We start from the raw sequence: 11,989 nt of genomic DNA, 5'->3' as shown, positions 1-11,989 counted from the left end.
CGTGAAGAATCGGTTCGGGGGAACCAGCTATGCAGATCACCGAGTTCAGCGTTGCCGGATTGCGTTCGTCGATCGTCGATCTGCGAACGCCGCGCAGTCCCTTGCGATTCCGGCTCGTTCCCATGGTCCATCTCGGGAACCCGGAGTATTACCGCGACGTGGCCCGGCGGCTGAGCGAATGCGACCTGGTCGTCGCCGAAGGGACGGACAATGCCAGTTCACTCGGCTTCGCCGTGGTGCTCGCGATGCGCCTGACCGGGCGGCGTGCGGCCTGGTCGCTGGTGCATCAGGACATCGACTACGCGGCCCTGGGCACGCCGACGGTGTGGCCGGAAGGGTCGGGCACACCGCGCCGCAGCTGGTGGCGGTCCGCCGCCAGCTGGCTGGATGTGCTGCTGATGACGCCGTTCTACACGGTCGTGATGATCGCGGGCGGGCGGGACTGGCTGCTGCGGCAGCGTTATGTGGTCAATGACGACACCGAGGTCAGAACGCGGTTCCGGTCGAAGGACCTGGTCGACGCGCGCGATCGGGTACTGCTCGACGCACTGGCCGGCATCTACGCCGAGCGCAAGGATCGGCCCGAGGTGGTGGGCATCGCCTACGGTGCGGGGCACATACCCGCCGTGGTCCGGGGACTGCGGCGGGAATTCGGGTATCGGCCGGTCGGTGCCGAATGGGTGACGGTCTTCGAGGACGCGAACCTGCATGTGCGGTTCTGACTATCGGTGACCGGTGACGGGGTTCGGCGACTTCACCACGCGACCGCGCAGGACGACCCACTGCGGGTCGGTGAGCATGGCCGGGTTGGTGCGCGGGTCTTCCTGGTAGACAACGAAATCGGCGGGGGCCCCGGACTCGATCGAGGGGCGGCCCAGCCAGGACCGGGCGTTCCAGGAGGCCGCGCCCAGCGCCTCGTGCGCCGACAATCCCGCACCGGCCAGCGCGGTGATCTCGTCGGCGATGCGGCCGTGGCGGATGGATCCGCCCGCGTCGGTGCCCGCGAAGATCGGGACGCCCGCGTCGTGCGCGTTGCCGACGGTGTTGCGGACCCGGCGGTGCAGATCGCGCATGTGGGACGCGTAGGTGGGGAATTTGCCCGCGCTGTCGGCGATCTCGGGGAAGGTGTCGATATTGATCAGGGTCGGGACCAGCGCGGTGCCGTGCTCGACCATCATTTCGATGGTGTCGTCGGTGAGCCCGGTGCCGTGCTCGAGGCAGTCGATTCCGGCGTTGATCAGCCCGGGCAGCGCGTCCTCGCCGAAGACGTGCGCGGTGACGCGAGCCCCGTTGGCGTGCGCGGCGTCGATCGCCTCCTTCAGGATGGCGTCGCTCCACAGCGGGCGCAGATCGCCCACGGAACGGTCGATCCAATCGCCGACGATCTTCACCCAGCCATCACCGAAACGCGCTTGCTCGGCGACGATGTCGGGCAGATCGCGTTCGTCGTCCAGTTCGATGCCGAGTTCCCGGATGTAGCGCCTGGGCCGGGCGATGTGCCGGCCCGCGCGAATGATCTTCGGCAGCTCCTCGTGCTCATCGATGAACCGCGTATCGATCGGCGACCCCGCATCCCGCAGCAACAGCGCACCGGCATCCCGCTCGGTCTCCGCCTGCCCGATCGCCCCGGCCCGGTCCTCGTCACCCCCGCCATACCGGATCCCGACATGACAGTGCGCATCGACCAGCCCCGGCACGATCCACCCCGCCCCACACAGGGTTTCGTCTCCCGCCAGCGGCTCGAACGACACCACGCCGTCCCGCACCCACAGGTCACGCACCTCGTCATCAGGGAGAACCACACCACGCAGATGCACAGCAACCTCCTGGACGTCGTCGGCAGCATCCAACCTACCGCCCACCTCGTTGGTTGGTCAGGCTTCCGGCTCGACCGTGGTGATGTCGGCGCGGGAGCGGCAGACTGCGCGGACGGCGGCCAGCCCGGCGGCGATCGAGGGGTGTGTGCTGCTGCCGCGGCGGACGAAGGCGACGTGGCGGCGGCTTGGGGCGGCGGGGCCGTGCAGGCGGACTCGGACCACGTCGTGTTCGGCGGGGAGATAGGCCAGGCGCGGGATCAGGCTGATGCCGAAACCGCGGGTGACCAGGGACGATATGCCGATCCAGTCCATGCCGCGGTGTACCACGCGGGGCGTGAAACCGGCTGCGGCACAGGCGCTCAGCTGCAACTGGCAGTGCGCTACTCGGTCCGGAGCACCGATCCATTCTTCTTCGGCGGCCTCCGCGAGTTCGACGCTGGTGCGACCGGCCAGCCGGTGCCCGACCGGAACCAGCAGGTCCTGGGGTTCGTCGGCGAGCGGGTGCTGTTCGAAGCGGGGGTCGGCCGGGGAAGGCCCGTCAGCGGCCGGGATGACCACACCGATATCGGTATCCCCGGCCAACAGCAGGTCGAAGCAGTGCCGGCTTTCGTCTTCGTTGATCTCCAGTGCCAGCCTCGGGTGGTCGGCCCGCAGCAGCGCCGCCGCCGGGGCCACCAGTGCCACCATCGCGGTCGGCATCGCACTGATTCGCAGCACGCCCGCCAGGTCGGCCCGATGGGTGGCGAGGTCGGCGCGCGCTCGCTCCGACTGGGCGAACAGCTCGTCCGCGTGCCGCAGGAGAGTGTGCGCGGCAGCGGTCAGCTGAACCCGTCTGCCGACCTGTTCCAGCAGGACCACATCCAAATCGTGCGCGAGCTGGCGCAATTGCTGCGACACCGTAGAAGGCGTGAGGTGCAGCGCCGTCGCGGCCGCGGTGACCGTGCCGTGTTCGCGCAGCATCCGCAGGGTCTGCAAACGCGGGTCGATCATGCTGCTATTCAACACGATTCAGTGCGGAATCTTTTGATGGATTCACACATCCACTCGACGAATACTTCGACTATGCCCCCTTCACCCCTGACCGAGAACCCCACCGCCGAGTCCCTGACACGATGCCGCCGCTGCGGCCGGACGATCGAACAACCCCACCCCTCGGTCTCCTGCCACCGCACCTCCGAAGGCACCATCCGCTACACCCGCTGCTCCTGCGGCATGGCCCAGATCTGGCTCCGCCCAGCCCACTACGCCCCCGCCGAAATCCTGCACCGCTGACCCGGCAGCAGCACCGGACGAGGTCATCCGGACCTGGTGGCGGCAGCGCCCGAGTAACCCTTGTCACCGGCTCCGGCTGACCTTGGACCGCGCGCCCTCGGCCGTGCGACGATCACGCCATGGAAACGCTGCACATCGCCCCTACCGCGTCCGCGGGCGCCAGTCTGCGGATCGCGATCAGGGATGCCGGACGCTCCGACGAGGTCTTGGCCTTTCACGACGACTTGACCTGCGGGCCGATCGCGCCCTTCGACCCCGCCACGCGGGCCGGGTGGTGGCAGCGCTTCCACGGCGACCAGGCTGTCTCCGAGGCCGGGTTGGCCGAGTTCTGGCAGCGCCTGGACGCGGCCGGGGATCAGCACCTGGTGGTGTGGTTCGGCCGCGAATCGGCGCGCGAGGCGATCCTGCTGCGGGCGCTGGTGAGCCACTTGGGCGGCCGGCCGATCGGCCTGATGGACGTCACCGATCTCGAGCTACCCCGGCGGCACCTCGCGGGCGGCGAAACCTATCGCGCGCAATCGGTTTCGGTGGTCCGAGAGGATTACCTGGTACCGCTGGTCGGCAAGCACCGCCGGCTCAAGGAGGCGGAACGCACTCGATGGCAACACGAATGGCGTCAGCTGCAAGCCGAGAACGCCGGCTTCCGGGTGGTGACCTCGACCGGTGTCGCCTCCGTGCAGGCGGATCACTTCGACCGATTCCTGCTCGACGAAGCGAGCACGGACTGGACCCGCATCAGCGAGGTCGTCGCACGCGTCGAGGGCAAGGGCCCCTACCAGCAAACCGGAAACGCGATGTTGAACAAGCGGGTGATCGACCTGGTGGCCTCCGGCGCACTACTCGCCGACGGCGACCCCGCGGACCCGCGCACGACCAAGGTCCGCGTTTCCTGACCACGATGCCTGCGACCGCCACCGGCCGCAGGCATCGAGTGCTTACTTCTTCGGGAACTTCAGCTTCGAGAGGTCGAAGCCTTCCAGGCCCGGGGGGAGTTGGTCCAGGCCGGGGGGCATTTCGGAGATGTCCGGCATACCCGCGGGCATGCCGCCGGGCAGACCCGGCATGCCCGGGAAACCACCGCGCATCTTCGGCGGGGTGGGGCCGCGGCCGCCCTTCTTGCCCTTCTTGCCGCCCTTTTTGTTGTTGCGGCGGTTGTTGCCGCCGGGCAGGCCCATCTGACGACCCATCATGGTCATCATCTTCTTGGCTTCGAAGAAGCGGTCGACGAGCTGGTTGACCTCGGAGACCTGGACGCCGGAGCCGTTGGCGATGCGGAGGCGGCGGGAGGCGTTGATGATCTTGGGGTTGTCGCGCTCGGCGGGAGTCATGCCGCGGATGATGGCCTGGACGCGGTCGAGTTGTTTGTCGTCGACCTGGGCGAGCATGTCCTTCATCTGGCCGGCGCCGGGGAGCATGCCGAGCAGGTTGCCGATCGGGCCCATCTTGCGGATGGCCAGCATCTGGTCGAGGAAGTCCTCGAGGGTGAGCTCGCCGCTGCCGATCTTGCGGGCGGCTTCCTCGGCCTGCTTGGCGTCGTAGACCTGTTCGGCCTGCTCGATGAGGGACAGCACGTCGCCCATGCCGAGGATGCGGGACGCCATCCGGTCGGGGTGGAAGACGTCGAAGTCCTCCAGCTTCTCGCCGGAGGACGCGAACATGATCGGCGCGCCGGTGATCTCCCGCACCGACAGCGCCGCACCACCGCGGGCGTCACCGTCGAGCTTGGTGAGCACGACGCCGGTGAAGCCGACGCCGTCCCGGAAGGCCTCGGCGGTGTGCACCGCGTCCTGGCCGATCATGGCGTCGAGTACGAACAGCGTTTCGTCGGGCTTGACGGCATCGCGGATGCCCGCGGCCTGCGACATCAGCTCGGCGTCGATGCCGAGGCGGCCTGCGGTGTCGACGATCACGACGTCGAACTGCTTGGCCCGGGCCTCTTCGATACCGGCGCGCGCGACCTCGACCGGGTCGGCCGCGGAGATGCCGAGCGGATTCTCGCCGCCGCCGACGGAGGTGCCGGGATGCGGTGCGAACACGGCCGCGCCGGCTCGTTCACCGACCACCTGCAGCTGCGTGACCGCGCCGGGGCGCTGCAGGTCACAGGCTACGAGGAGCGGGGTATGTCCTTGGCCCTTCAGCCATTTCGCGAGCTTGCCCGCGAGGGTGGTCTTACCGGAACCCTGCAGACCGGCGAGCATGATGACCGTGGGCGGGGTCTTGGCGAAGGCGATGCGGCGGGTCTCGCCGCCGAGGATGCCGATGAGCTCCTCGTTGACGATCTTGACGACCATCTGCGCCGGATTCAGCGCCGCGGAAACCTCGGCGCCCTTGGCGCGTTCCTTGATCTTGGCGATGAATCCGCGCACCACGGGCAGCGCGACGTCGGCTTCGAGCAGCGCGAGCCGGATCTCGCGACAGGTGGCGTCGATGTCGGCCGGTGACAGACGCCCCTTACCGCGCAGATCCTTGAGGGCACCGGTTAGCCGGTCGGACAGTGATTCGAACACCGATCGCGCTCCTGAATCTCTACGGGGGTTCGGACGTCAACCACCCCAGAGTAATCGGAGAACGCCGGTGATCGCGCACGGGGCGCGGATCAGTCCAGCGAGCGGCGACGCGGTTTGGCGGTCTTGCGGTAGTCGTGATTTTCCGCACCCACCATGAAGATGGCTTCGCGGCCGGTGAGGCCGAGTTCCAGGGCGAGGTCGTCGAGCAGGGCGTAGTCGGCGTCGGTCGGGGCGTCGGTGCAGGCGGCGGTTACGGCAATGGTCATCGCGGTCACAGCCTGCTGCCCGGTGAGGGTGCGGCCGGGCAGCCAGGAGACGACCCAGCGGTCACCGCCGACACAGCGCGCCATGTGCGTTGTCTCGTTGCTCGTCATCATCGACGCCGAAACGACTTCAATTGCCACCGACCTGCTCCCCTCACGCTCGCGATAGCCAGACGCTCTGATACTAGGGCGCGGGACGAGCACCTGCCTACGGGTTCCAGCAAATTGCGTGCAACGGTTTGATAGCGTGGGCCGTTTTATGTGGCGGCGGGCTCCTCCGGCCGCTTCGGCGCGGGGCGCGGGACCACTTCCATGACCGCCTTTTCGATGGTTTCCCGGCGGCCCGGGCCGTCTTCGGGCCCGAGTTCCAGGCAGAACGCGTCCACCACCGCCGAACCCATGGTCACCACCTTGGCCCAGCGCACATTCGCGTCGCAGGCCGCGAACGCGGCGGCCAGCCGGCTGAGCAATCCGATCCGGTCCTCGGCGCGCAACTCCAGCAGCAACTGCCCGGGGGTACTGGTGTGCGACCAGATCAGGCGCGGCTCGGCCTGCGCGTAGGGACTCGGGCTGATTCCGGCGTCGCGTTCCCGCTTCGCCAGCAGCGCGGGCAGATCGAGATCGCCCGCGATGGCGCGGATCAGTTCCTGGCGCAGCAGACCGGGGTCCGGCGGATCGCCGAACTTCGGTGCGACCACGAAGGTGTTGATCGCCGACTCCCCCGCGCCGCCGACCGCGGCCGACAGCACGCGCAGCGAGTGCAGGGCGAGCACGCCCGCCGAATCCGACAGCAGCCCTGGGCTGTCCGGCGCGATGATGGTGACGACGTAGGTGTATTTGCCGTCGGCGGGCCGCAAATCGATGTGCACGCCACCGGATTCGGCCTTGGCGATCAGCTCCGGCGCGATCGGTTCGGGTGTCGGGAGTTCTTCGCCGCTCAGCACCAGACGGCAGCGGCGCACCAGATCACCGATGAGCGAGGCCTTCCAATCGCCCCACACGCCAGGGCCGGTGGCGAGCGAATCGGCTTCCGCGAGGACGTGCAGCAGTTCCAGCAGCTGGATGTCGCCGTCGAGCGCGTCGACGACGTATCGCACGGTCCCGGGGTCGGCGAGATCCCGCTTGGTCGCGGTGTCGGGCAGCAGCAGATGGTGCCGCACCATGGCGGACAACGTGCGAACGTCCTGCGGCCACAACCCCAGCCGGCGGCCGATGTGGGTGGCCAGTTCCGCGCCGACCACACTGTGGTCGCCGGCGCGGCCCTTGCCGATGTCGTGCAGCAGCGCGCCGAGGGCGAGCAGGTCCGGGCGGGCGACCCGGGTGCTCAAAGCGCTTGCGTAAGCGACGGTCTCCATCAGATGCCGGTCGACGGTCCAGGTGTGCATGGCGTCGCGCGGCGGAAGATCGCGCACCGCACCCCATTCCGGCAGCAGCCGCCCCCACAATCCGGTGCGGTCCAGCGCCTCGATCGCGTCGATGATGCCGCGGCCGGAGCCGAGCAGCACGAGCAGATCGTTCAACGCGTCCTTGGGCCATGGCTCGCGCAGTTCGGGCGCGTCCTCGGAGAGCCGGTTCAGCGTGGTCGCCGACATCGGCAGCCCGGTCTGCGCCGAGGCCGCCGCGACCCGCAGGATCAGCCCGGGGTCGCGCTGTGGCCGCGCGTCCCGGGCCAGCACCACCTCGCCCGCGTGCTCGACCACCCCCTCATCGAGTGGTCGGCGCACCGGCATCCGGCGGAGCCGGGCCAGGCCGCGGCGCGGCAGCGCGTTGGCGGCGGTGCGCAGGCCGACATCGACCGAGTAGCTCACCGTGCGCGCCGAATCGCTCAGCGTGCGCGCCAGATCGAAACGGTCGCCGATGCGCAGGGCGCCGCCGATCTCGTCGGCGTCCTGGGCCCGGAGTTGATCGCGAGCCCGCCCCGCCACTCGATGCAGCTCCGTGCGAACATCCAGCAAACGTCGGTGGGCGGTCTTCAAGCCGCCACCCGGCACATCCGGACCGAGCCCCGGCATGGCATCGGTCAACTGGGCGATAGCCAGCGCGTCCAGCAACTGGATGTCCCGCAACCCGCCGCGCCCGTTCTTCAGATCGGGTTCGGCGCGATGGGCGATCTCCCCGCTGCGCTGCCAGCGGGCTTCGGCCTGGGCGATGAGCTCGTCGAAACGACCGCGGATCCCGGTCCGCCATTCCCGGCGCACCCCGCCGATAAGCAGGTTGCTCAGCTCGGCGTCCCCGACGATGTGCCGGGCCTCAAGCATGCCCATGGCCGCGATCAGGTCATCCGCGGCCACCCGCAGCGCCTGCGGCACGGTCCGCACGCTGTGGTCGAGCTTGATATGGGCATCCCAGAGCGGATACCAGAGCTGGTCGGCCACCTCGGCCACCCGGGCCGCGTCGACATTGTCGTGCAGCAGCACCAGATCCAGATCCGAGTACGGCAGCATCTCCTTGCGGCCCAGCCCGCCGACGGCCACCACGGCCAGGCCGCTGTCGGCGGTGATGCCGAGTTCGGCGCCCTTGGTGGTCAGCCACAGTTCGTACAGATCGACCAGCGCCGCCCGCACGGCCTCGGAGTCCAAGCGCGGATTTCGGGGCACTCCCCCGTCGAGCAGTTGTTTCCGTGCCGCGACCAGTTCGGCCGCTCCATTCGACTGACCCACAACCCACCACCTGTGTGCGCAATGCGGGCGGCCCCGCCCCGACCGGAAACCGGTAGGAGCGAGGCCGCCGCTCGATTGTCGTTCTGGTCTTACAGAGCGTCGGTACCGCGTTCGCCGGTCCGGACCCGGATGATCGACTCGACCGGGGTGACCCAGACCTTGCCGTCACCGATCTTGCCGGTGCGCGACGCTTCGACGATCACCTCGACGACCTTGTCGACCGAGGCGTCGTCCACGACGACCTCGACGCGCACCTTGGGCACGAAGTCGACCGAGTACTCGGCGCCGCGGTAGACCTCGGTGTGACCCTTCTGCCGCCCGTAACCCTGCACCTCGCTGACGGTCATGCCGAGCACGCCCGCCTGCTCGAGTCCGGTCTTGACGTCCTCGAGAGTGAACGGTTTGACGATTGCGGTGATCAACTTCATGGTCGTCATGCCTCCTTGACGAGCGAGCTCGGGACCGAGCTGGCCGAGCGTGCCGTGCCACCCACAGCAGCGAAATCGTATGCGGTTTCCGCGTGCTCGGACTCGTCCAGGCCCACCGACTCGCTGTCCTCGCTGGCGCGCAGCCCGATCGTGAACTTGATGAGGTAAGCGATCACGGTAGTCGCGACCAGCGAGTATGCGAGGACGGCGAACGCTCCGACGGCCTGCAGCTTCAACTGCTCGATGCCACCACCGTAGAACAAGCCCTTGACCGCCGCCGGAGCTTCCTCGGTCGCGACCAGGCCGACCATCAGGGTGCCGACCAGACCGCCGACCAGGTGCACGCCGACCACGTCGAGCGAGTCGTCGAAGCCGAAGCGGAACTTCAGGCCGACCGCGAGGGCGCAGAGGGCGCCGGCGACCGCGCCGATGGCGATGGCGCCGACCGCGTTCACCGAGGAACAGGCCGGAGTGATGGCGACCAGACCGGCCACGATGCCCGAGGCCGCGCCCAGGGAGGTGGCGTGTCCGTCACGGAACTTCTCCACCAGCAACCAGGCCAGCATCGCGGTGCCGGTGGCGACGGTGGTGGTGAGGAAGGTCGCACCCGCGGTGGCGGTGGCGCCGACGGCGGAACCGGCGTTGAAGCCGTACCAGCCGAACCACAGCAGACCGGCGCCGAGCATCACGAACGGCAGGTTGTGCGGGCGGAACGGCGTCTTCGGCCAGCCCTTGCGCTTGCCGAGCACGACGGCGAGCACCAGACCGGCGACACCGGCGTTGATGTGCACCGCGGTACCGCCAGCGAAGTCGATCGCCTTGAGGTTGTTGGCGATCCAGCCGCCCGACTCGGCGGTGATGCCGTCGAAGGCGAAGACCCAGTGCGCGACCGGGAAGTACACGACCGTCGCCCAGATACCGGCGAACAGCAGCCACGAGCCGAACTTGAGGCGGTCGGCGACCGCGCCCGAGATGAGGGCCACCGTGATGATGGCGAACATGAGCTGGAACGCGACGAACACCGGTAACGGAATCGTGCCCGCCAGCGGTACCGCGGTCTCGACGTCGGCCAGCACGTTGGACTGGTCGGCGCCGCCGAAGATCTGCTTCAGGCCGAAGTATTGAGCTGGGTCACCGAAGAAGTTGCCCTTGTCGTCACCGAAGGTCATCGAGAAGCCGTACAGCACCCAGAGGATGGAAACCAACCCCATGGCGCTGATGCTCATCATGATCATGTTCAGCACGTTCTTGCTACGGACCATGCCGCCGTAGAAAAACGCGAGTCCGGGTGTCATCAACAGCACGAGTGCTGAGCTGGTCAGCATCCATGCGGTATCGCCGGCGTCCGGCGCGCCGATTACGGGAAATGCCACCTTGAAGTCCTCCTCATCTCGGGCCCAGCCGACTTACGGCGATATGGACCTGAACAGAAAGGTTCCTCACTCGGTGTTTCATCTGGCGTGCCGCGAGGTTTCGCGGGCGTGAACGGATGAGCCAGTTGTGTTGCATCTACGTTTCATAGTGCCGACCACTCACAAAAGCCCAGGTGTGAGGGTTGGCGAGTGGCTAACGATCGGTAATCGGTCAGCCCAGCAGCGCGTCGACGAACGCGCCCGGTTCGAACGGGGCCAGATCGTCCGCGCCCTCACCGAGCCCGACCAGCTTCACCGGGACGCCGAGTTCGTGCTGCACCTGGAAGACGATGCCGCCCTTGGCGGTTCCGTCCAGCTTGGTGAGCACGACGCCGGTGATGTCCACCACTTCGGCGAACACCCGGGCCTGCATGAGGCCGTTCTGGCCGATGGTCGCGTCCAGCACCAGCAGGACTTCGTCGACTTCGGCCTTCTTCTCGATGACGCGCTTGACCTTGCCGAGCTCGTCCATCAAGCCGGTCTTGGTGTGCAGGCGGCCGGCGGTGTCGACGAGCACCACGTCGACGCCGCGGTCGATGCCGGCGCTGACCGCGTCGAACGCGACGGCGGCCGGGTCGGCGGCTTCCTTGCCGCGCACGGTCTCGGCGCCGACCCGCTCACCCCAGGTCTGCAACTGATCGGCGGCGGCGGCGCGGAAGGTGTCGGCCGCGCCGAGCAGTACGCGGCGGCCGTCGGCGACCAGCACGCGGGCGAGCTTGCCGGTGGTGGTGGTCTTTCCGGTGCCGTTGACGCCGACGACCAGCAGGACCGACGGATGGTCGTCGTGCGGCAGGGCGCGCACCGAGCGGTCCAGGTCCGGTCGCAGCGCTTCGATCAGCACCTTGCGCAGGATGGCGCGGGCTTCCTCGGGGCTGCGCACGCTGTGCGCGGCGATCTCCTCGCGCAGGCGGGTCACCACGGACGCGGTACTGGCGGTGCCGAGGTCGGCGAGGACCAAGGTGTCCTCGATCTCCTCCCAGGAGTCCTCGTCCAGGTCACCGGCGCCGAGCAGGCCGAGCAGGCTCTTGCCCACCGCGTTCTGGGATCGGGCCAAGCGGCCGCGCAGGCGGAACAGGCGGCCCTCGGTGGGTTCGATCTCGTCGAGGGGAGCTTCGGGCGCCTCGACGGCTCCGGGAACTTCAGGGGCTTCGGGCGCCTCCGGCGCTGCGGAGACCTCGGGAGCTCCCGAGGTTTCGACATCGGCCTCCGGCAGCGGGACGTTGGTGATCCCGCGCTTGGGAGCGTCGCGCGGGATCGCGGCGTCGTCACCGACGTGCGGTTGCCCCTCGTCGTCGGTGCGCTCCAGCGGGACCGGTTCCAGGGTCGCGGTGCCGCCGCCCTGGCTGAAGCTGAATCCGCCCTGGGCCGTATAACCACCGGACCGGTCGGTCACCTCCTTGTCCGAGGTCGGCGGCGTCAGCGACACGCGGCGGCGCTTGTACCGGACGGAACCGGCGACAAGCACCACCAGCAGCAACGCGGCAACCGCGGCGATCAGAATCCAGGCTTGGGCACTCACGCAGCCCATCCTTGCAGACCACCGACACGCCACGGACTAGGCACAACCGGACGAGTCCGGCAGTGCGACCTCCCGCTCCAGGCAGAAGGCGTTTGTGCACTGGACACAACC

General features: G+C 68.5%; 11 protein-coding genes. 3 read left to right on the top strand and 8 right to left on the bottom strand.

The genetic code is table 11. The annotated features are described in order from the left end of the window. The first annotated feature begins 29 nt into the window (after positions 1–29). Positions 30–722, top strand: a complete 693-nt coding sequence (locus AB0M14_RS11430; RefSeq protein WP_364992423.1) for a hypothetical protein — start codon at positions 30–32, stop codon at positions 720–722. On the opposite strand, the gene AB0M14_RS11425 is transcribed toward AB0M14_RS11430, so the two are convergent. Further along, positions 723–1,817, bottom strand: coding sequence for an amidohydrolase family protein (locus AB0M14_RS11425; RefSeq protein WP_364992421.1), 1,095 nt, complete (start codon positions 1,815–1,817; stop codon positions 723–725). It lies immediately after the preceding gene. Between the two features lie 57 nt (positions 1,818–1,874). After that, positions 1,875–2,807, bottom strand: coding sequence for a LysR family transcriptional regulator (locus AB0M14_RS11420; protein ID WP_364992419.1), 933 nt, complete (start codon positions 2,805–2,807; stop codon positions 1,875–1,877). Between the two features lie 72 nt (positions 2,808–2,879). Between AB0M14_RS11420 and AB0M14_RS11415 the strand changes: the two genes are divergently transcribed. After that, on the top strand, positions 2,880–3,089 hold the full coding sequence (locus AB0M14_RS11415) for a hypothetical protein (protein ID WP_364992416.1): 210 nt from the start codon (positions 2,880–2,882) through the stop codon (positions 3,087–3,089). Between the two features lie 119 nt (positions 3,090–3,208). Beyond that, entirely contained in the window at positions 3,209–3,982 is a 774-nt protein-coding gene (locus tag AB0M14_RS11410) for a DUF3658 domain-containing protein (protein ID WP_364992413.1), read from the top strand. Positions 3,983–4,024: 42 nt separating this feature from the next. Here the strand turns inward: AB0M14_RS11410 and ffh are convergent, their stop codons facing one another. From ffh to ftsY, 6 genes are all read right to left on the bottom strand, one after another. Continuing rightward, the gene (ffh, locus tag AB0M14_RS11405; protein ID WP_364992410.1) at positions 4,025–5,596 is read right to left on the bottom strand and encodes a signal recognition particle protein; all 1,572 of its coding nucleotides are present in this window, start codon (positions 5,594–5,596) and stop codon (positions 4,025–4,027) included. An 89-nt stretch (positions 5,597–5,685) separates the two neighbouring features. Further along, a complete protein-coding gene (locus AB0M14_RS11400) occupies positions 5,686–6,000 on the bottom strand; it encodes a hypothetical protein (protein ID WP_364992408.1) in 315 nt (104 codons plus the stop codon). Between the two features lie 116 nt (positions 6,001–6,116). After that, positions 6,117–8,519 (bottom strand): [protein-PII] uridylyltransferase, encoded by a 2,403-nt coding sequence (locus AB0M14_RS11395; protein ID WP_364992405.1) that lies wholly within the window; start codon positions 8,517–8,519, stop codon positions 6,117–6,119. Positions 8,520–8,608: 89 nt separating this feature from the next. Then, positions 8,609–8,947, bottom strand: coding sequence for a P-II family nitrogen regulator (locus AB0M14_RS11390; RefSeq protein ID WP_040780799.1), 339 nt, complete (start codon positions 8,945–8,947; stop codon positions 8,609–8,611). 5 nt (positions 8,948–8,952) lie between these two features. Next, positions 8,953–10,320, bottom strand: a complete 1,368-nt coding sequence (locus AB0M14_RS11385) for an ammonium transporter (protein ID WP_364992402.1) — start codon at positions 10,318–10,320, stop codon at positions 8,953–8,955. Between the two features lie 211 nt (positions 10,321–10,531). Beyond that, on the bottom strand, positions 10,532–11,887 hold the full coding sequence (ftsY, locus tag AB0M14_RS11380) for a signal recognition particle-docking protein FtsY (protein WP_364992399.1): 1,356 nt from the start codon (positions 11,885–11,887) through the stop codon (positions 10,532–10,534). Positions 11,888–11,989 lie beyond the last annotated feature (102 nt).

It is taken from the genome of Nocardia sp. NPDC051832 (assembly GCF_040681285.1).
Classification (GTDB): Bacteria; Actinomycetota; Actinomycetes; order Mycobacteriales; family Mycobacteriaceae; genus Nocardia.
This window is presented reverse-complemented; position numbering and strand designations above follow the sequence as displayed.

Coding starts and splice junctions, on each gene's coding strand:
- AB0M14_RS11420 (WP_364992419.1), bottom strand. CDS start 2,807: ATGATCGACCCGCGTTTGCAGACCCTGCGGATGCTGCGCGAACACGGC.
- AB0M14_RS11390 (WP_040780799.1), bottom strand. CDS start 8,947: ATGAAGTTGATCACCGCAATCGTCAAACCGTTCACTCTCGAGGACGTC.
- ftsY (WP_364992399.1), bottom strand. CDS start 11,887: ATGGGCTGCGTGAGTGCCCAAGCCTGGATTCTGATCGCCGCGGTTGCC.
- AB0M14_RS11430 (WP_364992423.1), top strand. CDS start 30: ATGCAGATCACCGAGTTCAGCGTTGCCGGATTGCGTTCGTCGATCGTC.
- AB0M14_RS11410 (WP_364992413.1), top strand. CDS start 3,209: ATGGAAACGCTGCACATCGCCCCTACCGCGTCCGCGGGCGCCAGTCTG.
- AB0M14_RS11415 (WP_364992416.1), top strand. CDS start 2,880: ATGCCCCCTTCACCCCTGACCGAGAACCCCACCGCCGAGTCCCTGACA.